This window comes from Caldifermentibacillus hisashii (assembly GCF_039654145.1).
Classification (GTDB): Bacteria; Bacillota; Bacilli; order Bacillales; family Caldibacillaceae; genus Caldifermentibacillus; species Caldifermentibacillus hisashii.
Map to the genome: position 1 here is coordinate 1,643,185 of NZ_CP155467.1, position 22,865 is coordinate 1,666,049.

At 37.0% G+C, this 22,865-nt stretch carries 25 protein-coding genes; all 25 read left to right on the top strand.

From position 1 onward, the window contains the following. Window positions 1-7: 7 nt before the first annotated feature. Window positions 8-526 (top strand): ribosome maturation factor RimM, encoded by a 519-nt coding sequence (gene rimM, locus NSQ14_RS07760; protein WP_034769729.1) that lies wholly within the window; start codon window positions 8-10, stop codon window positions 524-526. Continuing rightward, window positions 526-1,260 carry a tRNA (guanosine(37)-N1)-methyltransferase TrmD gene (trmD, locus tag NSQ14_RS07765; RefSeq protein ID WP_034769731.1) on the top strand — a complete coding sequence of 245 codons (735 nt, stop codon included), beginning with the start codon at window positions 526-528 and terminating at the stop codon, window positions 1,258-1,260. Before rimM ends, trmD begins: the two co-directional genes overlap by 1 nt. A gap of 165 nt (window positions 1,261-1,425) precedes the next feature. After that, on the top strand, window positions 1,426-1,770 hold the full coding sequence (rplS, locus tag NSQ14_RS07770) for a 50S ribosomal protein L19 (protein ID WP_034769733.1): 345 nt from the start codon (window positions 1,426-1,428) through the stop codon (window positions 1,768-1,770). A 288-nt stretch (window positions 1,771-2,058) separates the two neighbouring features. Further along, window positions 2,059-2,586, top strand: coding sequence for a signal peptidase I (gene lepB / locus NSQ14_RS07775; RefSeq protein ID WP_034769736.1), 528 nt, complete (start codon window positions 2,059-2,061; stop codon window positions 2,584-2,586). A gap of 47 nt (window positions 2,587-2,633) precedes the next feature. Further along, window positions 2,634-3,521 carry a ribosome biogenesis GTPase YlqF gene (gene ylqF / locus NSQ14_RS07780; RefSeq protein WP_041846616.1) on the top strand — a complete coding sequence of 296 codons (888 nt, stop codon included), beginning with the start codon at window positions 2,634-2,636 and terminating at the stop codon, window positions 3,519-3,521. Further along, entirely contained in the window at window positions 3,505-4,287 is a 783-nt protein-coding gene (locus NSQ14_RS07785; protein WP_034769741.1) for a ribonuclease HII, read from the top strand. Before ylqF ends, NSQ14_RS07785 begins: the two co-directional genes overlap by 17 nt. Before the next feature lie 23 nt (window positions 4,288-4,310). After that, window positions 4,311-5,564 carry a hypothetical protein gene (locus NSQ14_RS07790; RefSeq protein WP_346217062.1) on the top strand — a complete coding sequence of 418 codons (1,254 nt, stop codon included), beginning with the start codon at window positions 4,311-4,313 and terminating at the stop codon, window positions 5,562-5,564. Beyond that, the gene (locus NSQ14_RS07795) at window positions 5,561-5,842 is read left to right on the top strand and encodes an EscU/YscU/HrcU family type III secretion system export apparatus switch protein (protein ID WP_227091184.1); all 282 of its coding nucleotides are present in this window, start codon (window positions 5,561-5,563) and stop codon (window positions 5,840-5,842) included. The genes NSQ14_RS07790 and NSQ14_RS07795 overlap by 4 nt, the downstream gene beginning before the upstream one ends. A gap of 134 nt (window positions 5,843-5,976) precedes the next feature. Then, window positions 5,977-7,140 (top strand): ADP-forming succinate--CoA ligase subunit beta, encoded by a 1,164-nt coding sequence (gene sucC / locus NSQ14_RS07800; RefSeq protein ID WP_346217063.1) that lies wholly within the window; start codon window positions 5,977-5,979, stop codon window positions 7,138-7,140. A 57-nt stretch (window positions 7,141-7,197) separates the two neighbouring features. Beyond that, complete coding sequence (gene sucD, locus NSQ14_RS07805) at window positions 7,198-8,100, top strand: succinate--CoA ligase subunit alpha (protein ID WP_034769752.1); 903 nt, start codon at window positions 7,198-7,200, stop codon at window positions 8,098-8,100. Between the two features lie 117 nt (window positions 8,101-8,217). Continuing rightward, entirely contained in the window at window positions 8,218-9,051 is an 834-nt protein-coding gene (gene dprA / locus NSQ14_RS07810) for a DNA-processing protein DprA (RefSeq protein ID WP_428831591.1), read from the top strand. A 285-nt stretch (window positions 9,052-9,336) separates the two neighbouring features. Next, window positions 9,337-11,412, top strand: a complete 2,076-nt coding sequence (topA, locus tag NSQ14_RS07815) for a type I DNA topoisomerase (protein WP_034769755.1) — start codon at window positions 9,337-9,339, stop codon at window positions 11,410-11,412. 317 nt (window positions 11,413-11,729) lie between these two features. Beyond that, window positions 11,730-12,626, top strand: coding sequence for a tyrosine recombinase XerC (gene xerC, locus NSQ14_RS07820; RefSeq protein ID WP_034769757.1), 897 nt, complete (start codon window positions 11,730-11,732; stop codon window positions 12,624-12,626). An 18-nt stretch (window positions 12,627-12,644) separates the two neighbouring features. Further along, window positions 12,645-13,187 carry an ATP-dependent protease subunit HslV gene (gene hslV / locus NSQ14_RS07825; protein ID WP_095141134.1) on the top strand — a complete coding sequence of 181 codons (543 nt, stop codon included), beginning with the start codon at window positions 12,645-12,647 and terminating at the stop codon, window positions 13,185-13,187. A 39-nt stretch (window positions 13,188-13,226) separates the two neighbouring features. Beyond that, window positions 13,227-14,636 (top strand): HslU--HslV peptidase ATPase subunit, encoded by a 1,410-nt coding sequence (hslU, locus tag NSQ14_RS07830; protein WP_034769865.1) that lies wholly within the window; start codon window positions 13,227-13,229, stop codon window positions 14,634-14,636. 77 nt (window positions 14,637-14,713) lie between these two features. Next, the gene (gene codY / locus NSQ14_RS07835) at window positions 14,714-15,490 is read left to right on the top strand and encodes a GTP-sensing pleiotropic transcriptional regulator CodY (RefSeq protein WP_034769761.1); all 777 of its coding nucleotides are present in this window, start codon (window positions 14,714-14,716) and stop codon (window positions 15,488-15,490) included. A gap of 352 nt (window positions 15,491-15,842) precedes the next feature. Beyond that, window positions 15,843-16,244: a flagellar basal body rod protein FlgB gene (flgB, locus tag NSQ14_RS07840; RefSeq protein WP_095141135.1), complete on the top strand. Its 402-nt coding sequence runs from the start codon at window positions 15,843-15,845 to the stop codon at window positions 16,242-16,244. A 2-nt stretch (window positions 16,245-16,246) separates the two neighbouring features. Continuing rightward, on the top strand, window positions 16,247-16,690 hold the full coding sequence (flgC, locus tag NSQ14_RS07845; protein WP_244996521.1) for a flagellar basal body rod protein FlgC: 444 nt from the start codon (window positions 16,247-16,249) through the stop codon (window positions 16,688-16,690). A 74-nt stretch (window positions 16,691-16,764) separates the two neighbouring features. After that, entirely contained in the window at window positions 16,765-17,058 is a 294-nt protein-coding gene (fliE, locus tag NSQ14_RS07850) for a flagellar hook-basal body complex protein FliE (RefSeq protein ID WP_095141161.1), read from the top strand. Window positions 17,059-17,114: 56 nt separating this feature from the next. Further along, window positions 17,115-18,713, top strand: coding sequence for a flagellar basal-body MS-ring/collar protein FliF (fliF, locus tag NSQ14_RS07855; protein WP_034769771.1), 1,599 nt, complete (start codon window positions 17,115-17,117; stop codon window positions 18,711-18,713). A 12-nt stretch (window positions 18,714-18,725) separates the two neighbouring features. Next, the gene (gene fliG / locus NSQ14_RS07860) at window positions 18,726-19,736 is read left to right on the top strand and encodes a flagellar motor switch protein FliG (RefSeq protein ID WP_034769772.1); all 1,011 of its coding nucleotides are present in this window, start codon (window positions 18,726-18,728) and stop codon (window positions 19,734-19,736) included. Next, window positions 19,729-20,490 (top strand): flagellar assembly protein FliH, encoded by a 762-nt coding sequence (gene fliH, locus NSQ14_RS07865; protein ID WP_346217065.1) that lies wholly within the window; start codon window positions 19,729-19,731, stop codon window positions 20,488-20,490. The genes fliG and fliH overlap by 8 nt, the downstream gene beginning before the upstream one ends. After that, on the top strand, window positions 20,487-21,809 hold the full coding sequence (gene fliI / locus NSQ14_RS07870) for a flagellar protein export ATPase FliI (RefSeq protein ID WP_034769774.1): 1,323 nt from the start codon (window positions 20,487-20,489) through the stop codon (window positions 21,807-21,809). The genes fliH and fliI overlap by 4 nt, the downstream gene beginning before the upstream one ends. After that, window positions 21,806-22,246 (top strand): flagellar export protein FliJ, encoded by a 441-nt coding sequence (gene fliJ / locus NSQ14_RS07875; RefSeq protein WP_034769775.1) that lies wholly within the window; start codon window positions 21,806-21,808, stop codon window positions 22,244-22,246. Before fliI ends, fliJ begins: the two co-directional genes overlap by 4 nt. A 7-nt stretch (window positions 22,247-22,253) precedes the next feature. Further along, window positions 22,254-22,859 carry a MotE family protein gene (locus NSQ14_RS07880; RefSeq protein ID WP_346208432.1) on the top strand — a complete coding sequence of 202 codons (606 nt, stop codon included), beginning with the start codon at window positions 22,254-22,256 and terminating at the stop codon, window positions 22,857-22,859. The last annotated feature ends 6 nt before the right edge of the window (window positions 22,860-22,865 follow it).

The window sequence follows — 22,865 nt, forward strand, 5'->3', positions numbered from 1 at the left end:
GATATGTTTGCAAACGTATTTCAATGTCGGCAAGATTGTTAATACCCACGGGATTAACGGAGAAGTACGAGTGATTTCCGTTACAGATTTTCCCGAACAACGCTATCAAAAGGGGGCAACCTTATATTTATTTTTACAAAATGCGAAGGAACCGATCTCTTTGACAATTAAAAATTGGCGACGTCATAAAAACTTTGATTTATTACAATTTGAAGGGTATACAAACATTAATGAAGTTGAAAAATTTAAAGGCGGATTATTAAAAATAGCGGCTGATCAATTGGACCGACTGGAAGAAAATGAATATTATTTTCATGAAATCATCGGTTGCACGGTGAAAGGACCGGACGAAAAGGAATACGGGATCATTACAGAAATCTTAACACCCGGTGCCAATGATGTTTGGGTGATTAAAGGTAAAGATCATAAAGAATACTACCTTCCCTATATTGAGGAAATTGTAAAAAAAGTGGATGTGAATGAAAAAGTGGTTTGGATTGAACCAATGGAAGGATTGTTTGATTAATGCGCATCGATATTTTAACGCTTTTTCCCAACATGTTTACAGGAGTTATCAACGAGTCGATTTTAAAAAAAGCAATGGAATTAGGAAAAGTTCAGTACCATATAACAAATTTCCGCGATTTTTCCACGGATAAACATCAAGCGGTAGATGATTATCCATATGGCGGCGGGGCAGGGATGGTTTTAAAACCGGAACCGATTTTCCATGCGGTTGAACATATTGAGAGCGTAACGAATTCATCACCAAGAGTGATTCTTCTTTGTCCCCAAGGAGAGCGTTATACACAAAAGAAAGCGGAACAATTGGCAAGAGAGGAACATCTTTTATTTATTTGCGGACATTATGAGGGATATGACGAAAGAATCCGGGAAAATCTTGTAACCGATGAAATTTCCATCGGCGATTTTGTTTTAACAGGCGGTGAATTAGCTGCAATGGTAGTCGTTGATAGTATCGTCCGATTGTTACCGGGTGTTTTAGGTAATGAGGACTCACCTGTTCTTGATTCGTTTTCAACCGGGCTTTTAGAGCATCCCCATTACACAAGACCTGCCGAATTTCGCGGGATGCGAGTACCCGATGTACTTTTATCCGGTAATCATAAGCTTATTGATGAGTGGAGAAGAAAACAATCGCTGAAACGGACGCTTGAACGCAGGCCGGATCTGTTGGAATCCTATCCGTTAACGGAACAGGAAATTGAATGGTTAAACGAATTGAAACGAAACGGTTAGTTGCAAGAAGAATACAACAAAAAAATAAAAACTTTATTGATTTACTACTATTCTGTGTGGTAATATATAATTTGTGGTTTTGGATATTGATCCATGCCTGTTATAACGATGTTCCGCTGCAGTGAATTGTTCTGTATGAGCATCTGTTGGAAGGAGTTGATTCGAATGCAAGGTATTATCGATGAAATTACAAAAGAGCAACTTCGCACAGACCTGCCTGCATTCCGTCCTGGTGACACTGTTCGTGTTCATGTTAAGGTAGTGGAAGGAAACCGGGAACGTGTGCAATTGTTTGAAGGTGTTGTAATCAAACGTCGTGGCGGCGGAATCAGTGAAACTTTCACTGTGCGTAAAGTTTCCTACGGGGTTGGTGTAGAACGGACATTCCCTCTTCATTCACCAAAAATCGTAAAACTTGAAGTGGTACGCCGTGGTAAAGTTAGACGCGCGAAACTATATTACCTACGTAATCTGCGTGGGAAAGCAGCACGAATTAAAGAAATTCTTTAATAAAACATTGCTGCTGATGCATGAAAAAAAGAGCTTGCCTACAAGCTCTTTTTTTCATCCTATCCACAAATTTGCTTATTTTAAAATACTTTTTTAAAATATTTAGAAGATGTTTATTGAAAATTTCCGATTGTTTAGCAACAATAAAAATTTTCCTTTGACCGTAAGTTTTTAGAAAATGGGCTTTTTAAGTCTAACCATTATATTTATTCTATAAAATAGTTATAATTAAGCATACATACAATTATAGAAGCTGAAAATTTTTTTGAGAAAAGAGAGGGCGTTCATATGGCAAAAAATAGTGAATTATGGGAGTGGATAAAAATTCTCGTCTTTGCGGCTGCATTAACAGCAGTCATTCGTTTATTTCTTTTTACTCCAATTATCGTTGACGGTGAATCCATGATGCCGACATTGGAGGATCGTGACCGGATGATCGTTAATAAACTATCATACAAAATAGGTGAGCCAAAACGTTTTGATATCGTTGTTTTCCACGCATCAGAAGAAAAGGATTATATAAAACGGGTCATCGGTCTTCCCGGCGAAACCATTGAATACAATAATGATACTTTATATGTTAATGGAAAAGCGATGGACGAGCCTTATTTAGATGATTATAAAAAAGACTTGATAGGTGGAACGCTAACAGAACCTTTTACTGTAAAAGTTCCGGAAGGCTATGTGTTTGTTATGGGAGATAATCGCAGATACAGTAAAGACAGCAGACATATCGGTCCTGTACCAATTAATGAAATCCTTGGGAAAGCAAGTATTATTTACTGGCCTTTGGAAGAATTTCGTTGGATTCATTAAAGAAGTGAACAACACCAGAGACTTTGTTTAGACTGGAGGGTGAGATTATGTCGATCCAATGGTTTCCAGGCCATATGGCAAAAGCAAGAAGAGAAGTAACCGAAAAATTGAAATTAATCGATATTGTATATGAATTGATAGATGCACGCATACCTTTGTCTTCACGCAATCCAATGATTGATGAAATTATTAAACAGAAACCTAGAATTGTCTTATTAAATAAAGCAGATATGGCTGATGCAAAAAAAACGAAAGAATGGGTTTCCTATTTTCAAAAACAAGGCGTTGTCGCCATTCCAATTAATTCTCAATCGGGAGCAGGAATGGCAGCAATCGTAACAACGACAAAACAAATCGTTAGTGAAAAGTTTGATAAAATGCGGGCAAAAGGAATAAAACCGCGTGCCATTAGAGCGATGGTCGTGGGAATACCAAATTCCGGTAAATCAACGTTAATCAATCGTCTGGCCAAAAAAAACATCGCCAAAACCGGAAATACGCCCGGTGTAACGAAAGCGCAGCAATGGATTAAAGTTGGAAAGGAAATCGAACTATTGGATACGCCCGGAATCCTCTGGCCAAAATTTGAAGATCAACAGGTGGGCTTTAACCTTGCTTTGACAGGGGCCATTAAAGATACGATTTTAAACTTACAAGATGTTGCCGTTTTTGCTCTTCGCTTTCTGGAAAAAGAGTATCCGGATCGTTTAATGGAACGATATGGGTTTCATCATATTCCCGAAGAAATTGTTGAGATATTTGATGCCATCGGGACAAGAAGGGGATGCTTGGCGGGTGGAGGCATGGTTGATTATGATAAAACCGCAGAGGTGATTATCCGTGATATCCGTTCACTGAAACTTGGCCGCCTCACTTTCGAAATGCCACCTGAACAAATAAAAAAAGAGGGCCTGTCAAATGAAACAAACAATTAAAGAAATCGAAATGATTTTGCAATCTGTAACAGAACCAGATGACCCTTTTGTTAAAAAATGTCAGCAAGATGAACGGAAAGGTGTCCAAGCACTTCTCCAACGTTGGAAGAAAAAACAAGAAGAGTTAATGGCAGAGAAGCGGCGTTTTGAAAAAATGATGGTATATGAAAAAGAAGCACAAAAGCAAGGTTTCCAATATGTTGCCGGAATTGATGAAGTAGGTCGAGGTCCGTTGGCAGGTCCGGTTGTTGCTGCGGCTGTTATTTTACCGGAAAATATATTTATTTCCGGAATTAATGATTCAAAAAAACTATCAAGCAAAAAACGTGAACAGTTATATCAAGAGATTAAAAACGAGGCGTTAGCTATCGGTATCGGTGTGGTTGGAGCCGATGTAATTGACGAAATCAATATTTATCAAGCGACAAAAAAAGCAATGAATATAGCAATTAACCAATTATCAATTTTTCCTGACTTTCTTTTAATTGATGCAATGAAGATTGATACGCCTATTACCCAGCGATCATTAATAAAAGGTGATTCATTATCGGTGTCCATCGCCAGTGCATCAATTATTGCAAAAGTTTATCGTGATCGGCTAATGATGGAATACAGTAAAAAGTATCCCGAGTATCAGTTTGAAAAAAATGCCGGTTACGGAACCCGTGAACATATTCAAGCAATCCGTAAATTTGGTCCGACCCCCATTCATCGAAAGACATTCGCTCCGATAAAAGAATATATACATAACGAAAATGAAAAATAAAGAAATTGATCGGGATGATGCAAATGAACATCGATTCGATGCAATCAATTATACAATCAAACAAAAGATCGCAACTTGACCGAACTCCAGTTTTTAAACCGGGGCAAATTTTTTGTGGCAAAGTCCGGTATATTGATCCTTCTAATCATGCCATTATTCAAATTGGCGGAGAAAAAATAATCGCCAACATCGAGGCTCCCCTCGACGTCCGAAAAGATTATTGGTTTGAAGTGGTTAAAACAGACGGAACCATTCAATTAAAAGTTTTGGATAATATCTCAAATAATGATGCGTTTTTATCATTTTTACATTTACCGAAAACAAAATTGATGAATGAATTTTTACAACAATGGAAACAAATGAATTTTTCGTTTGAGAGAAATGTTCTAACAAAAGTTGCCGATTGGATAAATCAAGTCAATGATATTCAAAAAGTTCTTGAGATCGTCCAACAGATGGATAAACATAATTTACCGATGACGGATGTTGTATTTCAAAGCTTATTATCCATGAAAAGCAGTTCCCCTTTATCGGTTCTTATTGAAAATTTGTATCAACAACTGAATCAAGATAGCCGGGCAAAGAACCTGCCCATTGTCCAAACCTTACAGCATTTATTGGGTAAAGATGATCCGAATATTGCTTTCTCTTTAAATGGGTCAGACGGGAATAAAATCCATCAACTTTTCCGCCAATTAAACACTTTGCTCGGTATGAACTATGAAGCATTAATAAATGGGGCAGAAATGAAAAAATTGCCATTAAAAGGTCAATTAATCCAACTATTGACGATGGACGGGCTGCCTTTACCGGTAAAAAAAGAAGCGGAACAATTATTTCACAAAATTATAGGTACACAATTAGTCAATGTCGAAAGCAACGGATTACTACAAATGACTCTATCTCTTCCGCTTCCACTGGCTGAAAAAGTGATCGATGCGAATATCCATTGGCGTGGGAAAAAAACAGAAGATGGTAAATTAGATCCGAATTTTTGCCTGATTATTTTTGATCTTCAAATGCCCAGTCTGGGAAAAATTGTGTCTCGCATGCAAGTCCAAAATAGAACAATCAGCCTTTATATTTTTTGCGAAGATGACAAGATTGAACATCTTAGTCAACCATTTGTTGATTTATTAAAGGAAAACTTGAAAAAACTAAACTATCAGCTCGCTGCAATTAAATTTGAAAAAATCGATGCCAACCGGCAAACAAATTCGGGGGAACAAAATCTTATTCCACCTGTGCAATCGGGAAGCTTGGATGTGAGAATATGAAAAAAGAAGATGAACGAAAAGAAGCAGTGGTTTTAAAATATGATGAAGCAGCAAATATTGCTCCTGTTGTGAAAGCAAAAGGGAGGGGTAAAATTGCCGAAAATATTATCCGTGAAGCCGCAAAACATAACATTCCCATTCACGAAGATGCAGCACTTGTAGAATTATTAGGGAAAATCAATATAAATGAAACAATTCCCGAAGAATTATATAAAGCTGTTGCAGAAGTACTCGCCTTTATTTATCAAATTGATAGTGTTCGAGAACGTAGAAAGTAGTCATGATCAAAAGTTTTAACCATAAAAAACGAAACTTAAAGAAAGATATTTTTGCATAAAACTAGACATTATTTTCTGCATTATATTACAATTGGTATGCAATCTTATTTTTTTGTTTGACAGGAGGATGGAGAATGAATATTCATGAATACCAAGGAAAAGAACTTCTCAGAAAGTATGGAGTTTCTGTTCCGGATGGTAAAGTTGCATTTACAGTTGATGAAGCAGTTCAAGCTGCAAAAGAATTGAACAGTAATGTCGTTGTTGTAAAAGCCCAAATTCATGCCGGTGGAAGGGGAAAAGCAGGCGGTGTGAAAATTGCGAAAAATTTAGATGAAGTTCGTACATATGCGGGTGAGTTGCTGGGGAAAACCCTTGTTACCCATCAAACGGGTCCTGAGGGGAAGGAAGTTAAACGCTTACTCATTGAAAAGGGTTGCAATATCAAAAAAGAATATTATATTGGTATTGTTTTAGACCGTGCCACTTCAAGAGTGACTTTAATGGCATCCAGTGAAGGCGGTATGGAAATTGAAGAAGTAGCTGAAAAAACACCAGAGAAAATATTTAAAGAAACCATTGACCCGCTTATTGGTCTTGCACCATTCCAAGCAAGAAGGATTGCCTTTAATATTGGCATTCCGAAAGAACTCGTCAATCAAGCTGTCCAATTTATGACCGGATTATACACTGTATTTGTAGAAAAAGATTGTTCCATTGCTGAAATCAATCCGCTTGTTATAACAGGTGACGGGAAGGTAATGGCATTAGATGCAAAATTGAATTTTGACAGCAATGCATTGTATCGTCATCCGGATATCCTCGAATATCGCGATCTTGACGAAGAGGATCCAAAAGAGATTGAAGCTTCAAAATATGACTTAAGCTATATTAAATTAAACGGAAATATTGGATGTATGGTCAATGGAGCAGGTCTCGCCATGGCAACAATGGATATCATTAAATATTACGGCGGGGAACCGGCTAACTTCCTTGATGTCGGTGGCGGTGCAACGGCTGAGAAAGTTACGGAAGCATTTAAAATCATTTTGTCTGATAATAATGTCAAAGGAATTTTTGTCAATATTTTCGGCGGAATTATGAAGTGCGATGTTATTGCAACCGGTGTCGTAGAAGCAGCAAAACAAATCGGTTTATCTGTACCGTTAGTCGTACGGTTGGAAGGAACAAATGTAGAATTAGGAAAAAATATTTTACATGAATCCGGCTTGAATATTGTTCCTGCCGAATCAATGGCAGATGGTGCACAAAAAATCGTGGAATTAGTTGGTAAATGATCATTTAGGGATTGCACGTGTAACAAACAGGATAATTGCGAAAAGAGGGGGAAAAGTATGAGCGTTTTTATCAATAAAGACACAAAGGTGATTGTGCAAGGTATTACAGGGAAAACAGCACTTTTTCATACAAAACAAATGCTGGAATACGGGACAAAAATTGTCGGAGGTACTTCACCCGGTAAAGGTGGAACGGAAGTTGAGGGAGTACCTGTTTTTAATACAGTAAGTGAAGCTGTAAAAGCTACGGGAGCAAATGCATCAGTTATTTACGTTCCGGCTCCGTTTGCCGCCGATGCGATTATTGAAGCAGTCGATGCAGAATTGGATTTAGTTATATGTATCACTGAACATATACCGGTTTTGGATATGGTTAAAGTGAAACGATATATGGAAGGGAAGAAGACACGTCTCGTCGGTCCAAACTGTCCGGGTGTCATTACCGCGGATGAATGTAAAATTGGTATTATGCCGGGATATATTCACAAAAAAGGACATGTCGGCGTTGTTTCCCGCTCCGGAACATTAACATATGAAGCCGTCCATCAGTTGACTCAGGCTGGTATTGGTCAAACAACCGCTGTCGGAATTGGTGGTGACCCGGTTAATGGCACGAATTTTATTGATGTGTTAAAAGCATTCAATGAAGATCCGGAAACATATGCTGTGATCATGATTGGTGAAATTGGCGGTACAGCGGAAGAAGAGGCGGCACAATGGATCAAAGCGAATATGACAAAACCGGTAGTCGGCTTTATCGGTGGCCGGACAGCACCCCCTGGAAAGCGAATGGGGCATGCCGGTGCGATTATTTCCGGTGGTAAAGGTACGGCTGATGAAAAAATTCGAGTCATGAATGAATGTGGTATACAAGTGGCTGATACTCCATCTGTTATTGGAGAAACACTAATTAACGTGTTAAAAGAAAAAGGTTTGTACGAAAAATGTAAAACCCATTAATTAAAACAAAAAGGACACCGCATTCTTGTGGTGTCCCCTATTTTTTATAAAGGAGTTGGTCAAGTGAAAGAAGTAAGTACGAGAGAGCGGTTAATTCATCTTCATGAATGTCGCGGGATGGGAGTTAAAACGATTTACAAAATGCTATCATATGATCCGACGTTAAAGTCGATCTATTTCATGAGTCCCCATGATTTACGGGAACAATTCCAAATACCCTCACAATATGTTTCGTTATTTTTTAACGATCTTCATACAAAAAATATTTCAGAAATATTATCCGATTATAATAAAAAACATATTACAATCATAACAATCGTTGATAAAGAATATCCATTTTTATTAAAACAAATTTATATGCCTCCATATGTTCTCTATTGCCAGGGAGACATTAGGCTATTGCAGAAAAAAATGATAGCGGTGGTCGGTACACGAATCCCAACTGTTTACGGACTAAACGCAACGAGACTAATCGTGAAAGAGCTGGTGGAAAAGGACTTTATAATAGTAAGCGGTTTAGCTAAAGGTGTCGACTTTGAAGCTCATAAACAAGCTATCGCTGCAAACGGTAAGACAATTGCAGTTTTAGGAAGTGGTTTTGAGCATATTTATCCTAGGGAGCATATTACTATGGCAGAAGAAATGAAAAATAAGCATTTATTATTAACCGAGTATCCGCCATATATAAAACCCCATAAATCTTATTTTCCGGCAAGAAATCGAATCATTAGCGGTCTTTCTCTTGGAACCCTTGTAATAGAGGCAAAGGAAAAAAGCGGATCGTTAATTACCGCACAATTCGCTTTGAATGAAGGAAGAGAAGTTTTTGCTGTTCCTGGTTCGATATTTTCGCCAACATCAAAAGGGACAAACTTACTGATTCAAGAAGGGGCAAAACTGGTCATGTCAATTGAAGATATATTAACTGAATTTGAATATTCCTCTGATTAAATGTACGTTTCCAGTACATTTTACATATAATCGGGTATATAATATGAAAAATGAAATTGAAAGGTTTTTCTGGATCTAATGACTTTCTTATTGACAAATCATCGAATTATCTTTAATAATAAGTGATAGTTTATTGCTGGGAAGAAAATCCTTTCAAATGAACTTATTTTTGAAATATAAGGAGAAGGCTTTTCAAAACGTATAAACATATAATAAGAGGGAAACAAATTAATTTGGAAGTTTCTAAATTAAAAGCAGTAGCGGAAACCTCTAAGGAGGATCTATATGTCAGATTATTTAGTGATTGTAGAATCACCAGCAAAAGCAAAAACGATTGAAAAATATTTAGGGAAAAAATATAAAGTGAAAGCATCCATGGGGCATGTCCGGGATTTGCCAAAAAGTCAAACCGGGGTTGATGTCGATAATAACTATGAACCGAAATATATTACGATTCGGGGAAAAGGACCAGTCTTAAAAGAATTAAAATCAGCGGCAAAAAAGGCAAAAAAAATTTACTTGGCAGCTGACCCTGATCGTGAAGGTGAGGCAATCGCCTGGCATTTGGCACATACACTGGATCTCGATACAACATCCGATTGCCGGGTTGTTTTTAATGAAATTACCAAAGACGCCATCAAAGAATCGTTTAAGCATCCAAGACCCATTAATATGGATTTGGTTGATGCTCAGCAAGCAAGAAGAATACTGGACCGGCTTGTCGGTTATAAAATCAGTCCGTTGTTATGGAAGAAGGTTAAAAAAGGTTTAAGTGCGGGACGTGTTCAATCGGTTGCCGTCAAACTAATTATTGATCGAGAAAATGAGATAAACAATTTTATCCCTGAAGAATACTGGACAATCAGTGGACAGTTCGAGTATGGAAATATTACTTTTCCTGCACAGTTTTTCGGGATTGGAAAAGAAAAATTGGAACTTAAGTCCGAACAAGAAGTGAACAAAATCCTATCACAATTGGATAAAAAAGAATTTCAAGTGAATTCAATTGTAAAAAGAGAAAGAAAACGAAATCCGGCACCACCTTTTACCACTTCATCTTTACAACAAGAGGCTGCAAGAAAGTTAAATTTTCGGGCCCGAAAAACGATGATGATTGCACAACAATTGTATGAAGGAATTGATCTTGGGAAAGAAGGATCTGTCGGATTAATCACTTATATGAGAACGGATTCAGTTCGTGTTTCGGAAACCGCTCAAAAAGAAGCAAAAGAATTTATTACAGCTGAATTTGGCAAAGAATATGCGGAACAAGTTGAAGTAAAAGGAAAAAAACAAGGGAATGTCCAAGATGCCCACGAAGCGATCCGACCGACAAGTGTGATAAGGACGCCGAACAGCATAAAAGACTTTTTGTCCAGAGATCAATGGAAACTGTATAAACTTATTTGGGAACGTTTTGTGGCCAGTCAAATGTCCCCGGCAATCATGGATACGATGACGGTGGATTTAGTAAATGGGCAAGTCGTTTTTCGTGCGAATGGTTCTAAAGTGAAGTTTCAAGGTTTCATGAAAGTATATGTCGAAGCGACAGATGATAATCAAGAAACAAAAGATATTCTTCTTCCGGATCTAAAGGAAGGCGAGGTAATAAAAAATAAGGATATCGAACCGAAACAACACTTTACCCAGCCACCGCCAAGATATTCAGAAGCCCGATTAGTGAAAACACTGGAAGAATTAGGGATTGGTAGACCTTCTACTTATGCACCGACATTGGATACCATCCAAAAAAGGGGTTATGTATCCCTTGAAAATAAAAGATTCGTACCGACAGAACTGGGTGAAATTGTCATTCAACTTATGTCTGAATTTTTCCCTGAAATTATTAATGTGGAGTTTACCGCAAAAATGGAACGGGAACTGGATGAAATTGAAGAAGGAAAAGTCCAATGGGTTAAAGTCATCGATGAGTTCTATAAAGATTTCAGGAAGTATTTAGAAAAAGCTGAATTGGAAATGGAAAAAATAGAAATCAAGGATGAATACGCAGGGGAAGATTGTGAAATTTGCGGGAACCCGATGGTAATTAAAATGGGACGATTCGGGAAATTTATGGCTTGTAGCAATTTTCCCGATTGTCGAAATACGAAACCGATTATTAAAGAAATCGGTGTTCCTTGTCCAAAATGTAACAAAGGTCAAGTTATTGAAAGAAAAAGTAAAAAAAACCGCATCTTTTATGGTTGCAGCCGCTATCCTGAATGTGACTTCTTGTCCTGGGATAAACCGGTCGCGAGGCCATGTCCAAAATGTAACGGAATGCTGGTCGAGAAAAAGATTAAAAAAGGTGTACAAATCCAATGTACGAATTGCGATTATAAAGAAAAACCACAAGAGTGAGTGTAAACTTGCTCTTTCTTTTTTTCTTATAAGTTTTTTATGGATTCTAATTCATTAAAATAATGGTTTGCTTTCCCTTTCAAAAAACTTTCAAAATTTAACGGTTATTATAGATTTTTTTTATGGACAAAATATATATATATGTGTAATAATGTTCAATGTTGCGTGTTGTCGAAAATTGACTCATTATCTGCTGAAATTGAAAACTTCTTTACAGCGTGAGGCTATTCAGAAATTTATGAATAAATCGTGAACACCTATTGCAATATTCAAAAATTTATGGTAGTATGAAGTAGCCGCCTAAAGAGGTGAAACGGATGGAAAATGTAAATTTATTGCTTAAGGAGTTCATCGAATATTTGCAGCTGGAAAAAAATTACTCACAACTCACGATCGACAGTTATGAACATGAATTGAAAACTTTTTTCATGTTCATGGATGAACAAGCTATTCCAAGCATTAATGAGGTTACCCATCAAGATGCACGTTTATATTTAACCAAATTATTTGAGCAACGATTTGCAAAGAAAACGATTTCTCGAAAAATTTCAAGCATCCGTTCCTTCTTTAAGTTTTTAATGAGAGAATCTAAAGTAGACACGAATCCTTTTGCTCAAGTTTCCTTACCAAAATTGGAAAAAAAGCTTCCTGACTTCTTTTACGAAGAAGAACTTGAAGTTCTTTTTCAATCCGTTGACTGCTCAACACCAGCTGGTCAAAGGGACAAAGCTCTGCTGGAAATCATATATGCTACAGGTATACGCGTAAGTGAATGTGCCGGGATTAAGCTTAGTGATTTAGACCAACATTTATCGATTCTTCTTGTAAAAGGAAAAGGAAATAAAGAGCGCTATGTACCGTATGGAAAATTTGCCAATCAAGCAATTCACGAATATATTGAATATGGTCGTAAAAAACTGATGGGTAAACAAAACCATCCGTATCTTTTTGTGAACCAAAAGGGTACTCCCCTTACAGCAAGAGGTATTCGATATATTTTTGATGAAATGATCAAACAATCAGGAATGAATAAACATATTCATCCACATATGATCAGACATTCTTTTGCAACCCATTTATTGAACCGTGGCGCGGATTTACGAACGGTTCAAGAATTGCTCGGCCATTCTTCCATATCGTCTACTCAGACGTATACGCATCTTACAAAAGAGCATTTAAAAAAAACTTATCTTGCACATCATCCGCGTGCTTGAGTAAAAGGAGGCATGGGAGTGGAACAATTTCACGCAACAACTATTTTCGCCATTCATCATAATGGCAAGGGTGCAATGGCTGGTGATGGTCAGGTAACTTTAGGGAACTCCGTTGTAATGAAACATACAGCTAGAAAAGTGCGGAGACTTTATGGCGGCAAAGTATTGGCAGGTTTTGCCGGCTCAGTCGCTGATGCATTCACTCTTTTTGAAATGTTTGAAGGAAAATTAGAAGAATTTAACGGGAACTTGCAAAGAGCCGCAGTGGAATTGGCGAAACTTTGGAGGAGTGACCGGGTATTGCGAAAGTTGGAAGCAATGCTCATTGTCATGGATAAAAAGGAAATGCTACTTATATCGGGCACAGGTGAAGTGATTGAACCGGATGATGATATTCTAGCAATTGGGTCCGGTGGAAATTATGCATTGGCTGCTGGAAGAGCGCTAAAACAATTTGCCGGTGAAAGTCTGTCAGCTAAAGAAATTGCAAAAGCGTCCTTAGAGATCGCTGCAAACATTTGTGTTTTTACAAATGGAAACATTATTGTTGAAGAGATTTAACGACGGGGTTCATTTAAGGAGTGAAACAAAATGGTTGAAATGAAAAAGTCTATTGAATTAACTCCGCGGCAAATAGTCGAGAGGTTAGATCAATTTATCGTTGGTCAAACGGCGGCAAAAAGAGCTGTAGCCATTGCACTACGTAATCGATACCGAAGAAGTTTATTGCCTGACAAAATTCGTGATGAGATTATTCCAAAAAATATTTTAATGATTGGTCCGACCGGTGTTGGTAAAACGGAAATAGCAAGAAGAATTGCCAAATTGGTAAAAGCGCCGTTCGTAAAGGTTGAAGCGACTAAGTTTACAGAAGTAGGCTATGTTGGACGTGATGTCGAATCCATGGTTCGTGACCTAGTGGAAACGAGCGTACGGTTAGTGAAACAAGAAATGATGCTACAAGTAAAAGAAAAAGCAGAAGAAAATGCAAATAATCGTCTTGTCGACATTCTCGTTCCATCCGGCAAAAAAGAAACGAATTTTAAAAACCCGTTTGAAATGTTGTTTGGTAATAGCAGTCAACCGAATCAAGAGGAACAGTTGAAAAATGATTCAGATGAATTAAACAGAGCTGAAAAGAGAAGATTGATCCGGGAAAAACTTGCGAATGGTGAATTAGAAGAGGAAATTGTTACCATCGAAATCGAAGAACAACAACCTTCCATGTTTGATATGTTTCAGGGGACCGGCATTGAACAGATGGGTATGAATATGCAGGATGCTCTAACTAGCCTGTTACCTAAAAAGAAAAAGAAAAGAAAACTGCCGGTAAAAGACGCACGAAAAATATTAATTAATGAGGAAGCAAACAAACTTATTGATATGGATGAGGTTATCCAAGAAGCAATTTTCCGTGCTGAACAAACCGGTATCATCTTCATTGATGAAATTGATAAAATTACCAGCAAAAGTTCAAATAATTCAGCTGACGTTTCCAGGGAAGGTGTACAGCGGGATATTTTACCAATTGTTGAAGGTTCAACCGTTGTAACGAAATATGGTCCGGTAAAAACGGATCACATATTATTTATTGCAGCAGGTGCGTTCCATACGGCAAAACCATCGGACTTGATCCCTGAGTTACAGGGAAGATTTCCAATCCGTGTTGAGCTCAATAAATTACTAATTGAAGATTTCATTCGGATTCTTGTTGAGCCGAATAATGCCATTATCAAACAATATGTTGCATTATTGGAAACAGAAGGTATAAAAATAGAATTTTCTGACGATGCTATTCATAGAATTGCTGAAGTTGCATTTGAAGTAAATCAACAAACAGATAATATTGGAGCAAGAAGATTACATACAATCATGGAAAAATTACTTGAGGATCTCTCATTTGAGGCTCCTGAGATTTCGCTGGAGAAAATTGTAATAAATGCCCAATATGTTGACGAAAAACTTGAAGTTATCGTAAAAGATAAGGATTTAAGTCGATTTATTCTCTAGCAGTGCTTCAACACCTGCAATTTAGCAATGTCGAAATAATATTCAAAGCAAAATTCAAATTATTAGGAGGAAGAATAATGGAACTATTATCAAGAACAAGAAAGATTAATGCAATGTTACAAAGCGCAGGAGCAAAACCAGTTAACTTTAAGGAAATGTCGGAAACCTTATGTGAAGTTATTGATGCAAATGTGTTTATCGTAAGCAGAAGAGGAAAATTATTAGGATATGCCATTACCGAGCAAATTGAAAACGATCGAATGAAACAAATGTTAGAAGATCGTCAATTCCCGGAAGAATATACAAAGAGTTTATTCAATGTTATTGAAACAACAGCAAACATAGATGTAAACAGTGAATACACTGCATTTCCAGTCGAAAATAAAGAACTATTTAATACAGGTTTAACGACTATTGTACCAATTAACGGCGGTGGCGAGAGATTGGGAACATTAATTCTTTCCCGTTTAGGTCGTGAATTTAATAATGATGATCTGCTTTTAGCTGAATATGGTGCTACTGTTGTCGGTATGGAAATTTTACGCGAAAAATCGGAAGAAATTGAAGAAGAAGCACGCAGTAAAGCAGTTGTGCAAATGGCAATCAGTTCACTTTCTTATAGTGAATTAGAAGCAATTGAACATATTTTTGAGGAATTAAACGGAAAAGAAGGTCTACTTGTCGCATCGAAAATTGCCGACCGAGTAGGAATTACCCGTTCAGTCATCGTCAATGCATTGAGAAAATTAGAAAGTGCCGGTGTCATCGAATCTCGTTCTTTAGGTATGAAAGGTACGTTTATTAAAGTATTGAACGATAAGTTTTTAGAAGAACTTGAAAAAGTTAGATCATAATAAATAAATTATTGAATGAAAGAGTGCGGCCATGCCTAGTTCTTTTTTCACAGGACATTATGTTCCTAGTGGATAAGAGCAGGAAGATGGTCGCGCTTTTTCTTTTTGAAATTTTTGTCACAATAGAAGGAAAATTACTATGATATGTCGAATAATAAAAAACAATGTCATTTTTTTTAGTAATAATGGCATGATTTTTTTGTTCACATAGGAAAAATAGGTAGAATTACCTATGAATATATTGGGACCTCTTATAGACATTATCTACATTACGATTTAAAATAGATGAAGAATGCGAAATTTGTCGTATATATGTGTTTTATGTCAATTTGATGACAAGGAGTAGACTGGGATGAAAATATTTTCTGATACAATTTCTATTTTGGGTCAAGCACTGGATTACTCAACAACAAAACAAAAAGTTATTTCGCAAAATATTGCCAATGTTGACACGCCAAATTATAAGGCACAAGAGGCATTACCTTTTAAAACCGTATTAAAAAATGAGCTAAAAAACACAAATCACTTATCTGCACAAATAACAAACAATAAACATATACCCTTCCCACCTTCAGAAAATGGAACTGTAACAATTGTAAAAAATAATATCCAATATAATGAAAGCGGCAATAGTGTCGATGTCGATCAAGAAATGACAAAATTGGCGGAAAACCAAATTTATTACAATGCATTAATCGATAGAATAAGCGGGAAGTTTCAAACGCTCCAATCGGTTATTAAGGGAGGAAAATAAAATTGTTTTCAGGTCTGAACATTACTTCCAGTGCATTGACAGCACAAAGATTACGGATGGATGTAATATCGTCAAATGTTGCCAATGTTGACTCTACCCGTGCAGAATACGTAAATGGCAGTTGGGTTCCTTATCGCCGGAAAATGGTTGTTCTGGAACCAAAGGGTGAACAATTTTCAACTTTATTAAATAAGGCGATGAATAAAGATACGGTAACCTCGGGTGTAAAAGTTTCAAGAATTGTAGAAGACGAAACTCCTTATAAACTTGTTTATAACCCTGACCATCCTGATGCGAATGAAAATGGTTATGTACAGATGCCAAATGTGGATCCTCTAAAGGAAATGGTTGATTTAATTAGTGCAACAAGATCTTATGAAGCGAATGTTACCGTCTTTAATGCTTCAAAATCAATGTTAGTTAAAGCATTGGACATTGGAAAATAGGTATATGGTGAATGAATGATAGATACATAGTTTTTCGCTAGTAAAATCAAATTACGGAGGTGTTATTATTGGCAATCAACCCGATTTCTCTGAATGTCGGTGCTGTTTCGGAGGCGAGTCATTCGGCAGTTACTCCGTATAAAGCGCAAAAAACATTCTCGAATTTTTTAAAGGATGCCATTAATCAAGTAAATGATGCTCAAATACAGTCTGACAACTTAACAAAGAAAATGGCTTTAGGAGAAAACGTAGAATTGCATGATGTTATGATTGCTTCCCAAAAGGCTTCCATTACATTACAGGCAACAATGGAAGTACGTAATAAAGTAGTTGAAGCTTACCAAGAAATTATGAGAATGCAAGTCTAAAAAGCAAAAGATATTTGAGGTACTTTAATTAAAAATCACTGTTCGGAGAGAGATAGATGAAAGAAACGTTGCAAAACACAATAGAGAAAATAAAAAATAATTGGCAGGGGAAAACAAAACGTCATAAGTTCCTTTTGATCGGTTCAATTATTTTATTTATTATAATTGTTTCTGTTCTTGTTTTTTTTACTACGAGAACAACGATGGTTCCTTTATACAGTAATCTCACTCCAGCAGAAACAGGGAGCATAAAAGAGGCGCTAGATGCAAAAGGGATTCGATCTGAAATTACAGATGGCGGTACGACAATAAACGTACCTAAAGAATCTGTTAACACATTACTTGTGGAACTGGCGGCAGAAGGAATTCCTAAAACAGGCAGTATCGATTACTCATTTTTTAGTGAAAACGCCGGGCTTGGCATGACAGATAATGAGTTTGATGTCATGAAATTGGATGCTATGCAAACCGAGCTGGCCAACTTGATTAAAAGCATTGACGGAATTAAAGATGCAAATGTCATGATTACCCTTCCGGAAAATGGCATCTTTGTCAAGGACCAAAATGAAGAAGCTTCCGCATCAATTGTGTTAACAACAGAATCCGGATACGATTTTTCGGAAGGACAAATTAAAGCATTGTATACACTTGTATCAAAATCAGTACCAAACCTTCCTACTGATAATATCGTCATCATGGATCAAAATTTTGAGTACTATGACTTAGAAAATGCAAAAAATTCTTCAAATGGAACAGATTTACAAAATCAATTTGCTGTTAAAAAAGAAATAGAACGTGATATACAACGGCAGGTTCAGAGCATGCTGGGTACGTTGATGGGTCAAAATAAAGTAGCTGTATCGGTGACGGCCGATATCGACTTTACACAAGAGAGCCGTGAAGAAAACCTAGTCGAACCTGTTGATGAAGAAAATATGGAAGGAATTGCTGTCAGCGCTCAACGAATTAGTGAAACATACACAGGTGAAAATGCCGCAAACGGTGGCGTTCCACAAGCAGAAGATACCGGAGATACTTTGACCGGTTATACGGAAGGAACAACAGGTAATGGGGATTACGAAAAAACGGAAGAAACGATCAATTATGAAGTGAATAAAATCCGTAAAGAAATTGTTGAAAGTCCTTTTAAAATTCGCGACTTGGGAATCCAAGTGATTGTTGAACCGCCAAATGCCAAAAGTCCCGATTCTGTTTCGACGGAGGTAGAGCAAGCAATTCAGGATATGTTAAGCACAATTGTCCGTACATCGATTGATAAATCCGATAATAATGCTAATTTGACCGATGCGGATATTGAAAATAAAATTTCTGTCACTTTCCAACCGTTATTAGGAAAAGCGACGAATCCAAGTCAAACAACAGAAAGTAGTTTTCCTGTTTGGGGTTATATCGTTATCGGTATTCTTGCACTTGTGATTATTGTTTTACTCATTTTGTTTTTACGTAAACGACGGGAAGAACTAGAGGTTGAAGAAGAAGTTATTGAAACAAAACAAGAACCGCTATATGTTCCGGATTTAAATGAACCGAAAGAAACAGAAGAAATGATTAGAAAGAACCAAATTGAAAAGATGGCAAAAGAAAAACCAGATGAATTTGTCAAACTAATACGTACATGGCTTTCTCAAGAGTAAGGAGGTGATTTTTTGGCTGAAAAAAAAGAATTGACCGGAAAACAAAAAGCCGCTATCCTTCTCATCTCGCTTGGTCCCGACGTATCAGCATCTGTTTATAAATATTTAACAGAGGAAGAAATTGAAAAATTAACATTGGAAATTTCCACGATAAAAAATGTTACAGCTGATAAGAAAGAAGAAGTTATTGAGGAATTCCATAATCTTGCCTTAGCTCAAGATTATATTTCACAAGGCGGGATCGGCTATGCAAAAATGATACTAGAGAAAGCTTTAGGAAGTGAGCAGGCAACAGCCATACTCAATCGTTTGACTTCAGCATTACAAGTGAGACCGTTTGATTTTGCCAGAAAAGCGGATCCAAATCAAATATTAAATTTTATTCAAAATGAGCATCCGCAAACGATCGCCTTAATTCTGTCCTATTTAGACGCTAACCAGGCAGCAACCATTTTGTCCAATTTACCTGAGGAAATGCAGGCGGATGTTGCTAGGAGAATAGCTTTAATGGACAGCACATCACCGGAAGTAATTTATGAGGTAGAACAAATTTTGGAACAAAAACTTTCCGCAACATTTACGCATGATTATACGCAAACCGGTGGTATAGAGGCGATTGTGGAAGTATTGAACGGTGTCGATCGGGCGACAGAGAGAACAATACTCGAAGGTTTGGAAAAGAAAGATCCTGAGCTGGCAGAGGAAATTAAGAAACGGATGTTTGTCTTTGAAGATATTGTCACTCTTGATAATCGTGCTATTCAAATGATTATTCGAGATTGCGAAAATGAAGACTTACTGCTTGCACTAAAAGTCGCCAGTGATGAAGTGAAAGAAATCATCTTTCGAAATATGTCAACACGGATGCGTGATACATTTAAAGAAGAACTTGAGATTATGGGGCCTGTCCGTTTACGTGATGTTGAGGAGGCACAAGGAAGGATCGTTTCGATCATTCGTGGACTGGAAGAAGCAGGAGAAATCATTATTGTTCGTGGGGGAGGAGATGATATCATTGTCTAACGTTGTTAAAAGAACCAATACAGATGAAATGGAAGAAAAAATAACGATCCGTTTACTGACAATGAATCGTTCAAGACAACCACACGAAGAAACAGACGGATCCATTCAATCTCTTCAAAATAATGAATATATCGAAAAGGCTATTGAAGAAGCAAATTTAATTGTTGAACGTGCAAATCAAGAAGCAGATCAAATTCGCCGGCAAATAGAAAAAGAAAAGCGGTTATTTGCCGAGGAAAAAGAGAAAATTTACCAACAAGCGCATCATGAAGGTTATTCAAAAGGAATTCAACTTGGTCAAGAAAAAGGTTATCGTGAAGTGGAAGAACTTATTCAATTTGCTAAGTCCATTGTTGATGAGGCAAAGATTGAATACCAAAATTGTGTCGGTAAATCCGAACAAACAATCTTGACTTTAAGTCTTAAAGTTGCTGAAAAAATTCTTTGCTCAAGTTTAAATGAAAATGAAGAAAGGTTTTTACCGTTAGTAAAAAAGGCAATTGATGAAGTGAAAAATTATAAAGAGGTTCAAATATATGTAAATCCGAGCCGTTATGCCTTACTTGTCAACAAAAGAGATGAACTTTTGCCTCATTTTCATGATGGACAACTATATATTTATCCTGACGAAAATTTATCAGAAACGAGCTGTATAATTGAAACGGATGGATTACGGATGGATGTCGGTCTTGATACCCAACTCCGGGAAATAAAAAAGAAATTGTTTGAACTATTCATTGGTGATGAAGAATGAAAGCAATCGATTTAGTACATCATCTTGCAACCATTGATACTTACAAACGATACGGCAGGGTTAAACAAGTTGTGGGAATCATGATTGAATCAAAAGGACCGACTTGTTCGATTGGCGATATTTGTTACATTTATCCGAAAAGCGGCTCAGGGAAGAAAAAAATATTAGGAGAAGTCGTCGGGTTTAAAGACGAAAATGTCTATATTATGCCTTTTACAACGGTAAGTGATATTGCTCCTGGCTGGTTGGTAGAAAGTACGGAAAAACCTTTGGATATTAAAGTAGGGGATGCATTGATAGGGAATGTACTTGATTCCATGGGAAAACCATTGGATGGTTCGCTCCTCCCTGATAATTTACGTAGCTGGCCAACTGAACGAAAACCTCCCAATCCGCTTCATCGGCCGCCAATTACGAAACCGTTAGAAGTTGGTGTTCGTTCCATTGATGGCTTATTAACGATTGGAAAAGGGCAACGAATCGGTATTTTTGCAGGTAGTGGAGTCGGGAAGAGTACATTGCTGGGGATGATTGCCCGAAATACAAAAGCAGACTTAAATGTAATAGCATTAATTGGTGAACGAGGTAGGGAAGTTCGAGAATTTATTGAACATGATCTCGGTCCAGAAGGATTAAAACGTTCGATTGTAGTGGCAGCGACAAGTGATCAACCTGCCTTGATGAGAATTAAAGGTGCATATACAGCAACGGCAATAGCAGAATATTATCGCGACAAAGGTTTAGATGTGATGCTGATGATGGATTCCATCACCCGGATTGCGATGGCACAAAGAGAAGTAGGACTGGCAACCGGTGAACCACCAGCAACAAAAGGATACACGCCTTCTGTATTTTCCATGCTGCCCGTTTTACTGGAACGGACCGGTACTAATGCAAATGGATCCATTACGGCGATTTATACTGTACTCGTTGATGGTGATGATTTTAATGAACCAATTGCGGATACTGTTCGTGGGATCTTGGACGGACATATTGTATTAGACCGAAATTTGGCTAACAAAGGACAATACCCCGCCATCAATATCTTGAAAAGTATCAGTAGATTAATGAACTCTTTAGTCACAAGAGAGCATTTTGATGCGGCCAACCGTTTTAGAGATTTATTAAATACATATGAACAATCGGAGGATTTAATCAACATAGGTGCTTATAAAAAAGGCTCTTCAAAAGAAATCGATGAAGCCATTGAGTATTATCCAAAAATCATTTCATATTTAAAACAACGAACGGATGAAAAAATTTCAATGGAAGAAAGTATTACTCTATTAAATAAACTTTTCGCAGGTGATTATCAGTGAAATTTACATTTAAACTGGAAAAACTTTTAGACTTGCGTGAAAAAGAAAAAGAAGAGCAGGTATTTATGTATGAAAAAGCCATCCGTAAGTTTGAAGAAGTCGCAGAAAAGCTATATCACTTATTGAAGAAAAAGGAAGATATTGAACAACAGCAATTAAAAAAAATTGAATCCGGGGTCAGTATCCGGGAAATTCGTTTAGGACAACATTATTTATTAAATTTACAAAAAGAAATTGACAGCTACCAACAATTAGTCTTTCATGCCCGCAAACATATGCAGGAAGAGGAACAACGCCTGATTGAAAAAAATATTGAAGTTAAAAAAATGGAAAAGATGAAAAGCAAAGAATACGAAAAATTTCTCCATTTTCTGGATGTGGAAGATCGTAAAGTAATGGACGAAATTTCTATGCAAATCGTGGCGAGGGAGAAGTAATGTCACAATGAGAGAGGAAAATAAAACAATGGAAGAAAACAAATCGGGAATTTTAAAGAAGCTATTTTATTTTGTCATCATCCCTTTTTTGCTTATTCTAACCATTGTTCTCATTATATCTACCGTTTCGGGATTGAATATTTTTCAGGAAGCAGCAAAAATACCTGTCATTGGAAGTTTGTTTTCTAGTAAGGATATGGCAACCACTTCAATAGAAGAATATGATCAGCAAATCAATAAACTTCAGGCCCAATTAAAAAATCAGGAAAAAAAAGTTGAAGATTTGCAGTCGGAATTAGAAAAGAAAGACCAAGAAATAGCAACTTTGCAAGAGGAAAAAGAAAACTTCGAAAACACTCAAGTGGAGCCGGGAAATGAAAATGTAAATGCAAAAGCAAATGATCAGAATGAAACAGATACGCAATGGAACGAAGTTATCAAAACTTATGAAAAGATGAAACCACAAAGCGCCGCAAACATTCTTGCGCAGATGGATGAAACAACAGCTCTTAATATTATGACCGATTTAAAAGAGGATACATTGGCACGGATTCTGGAAAAAATGCCGGTAGAAAAGGCCGCCAATTTCACCGCTAAATTAGCTAATCAATAAAACTAT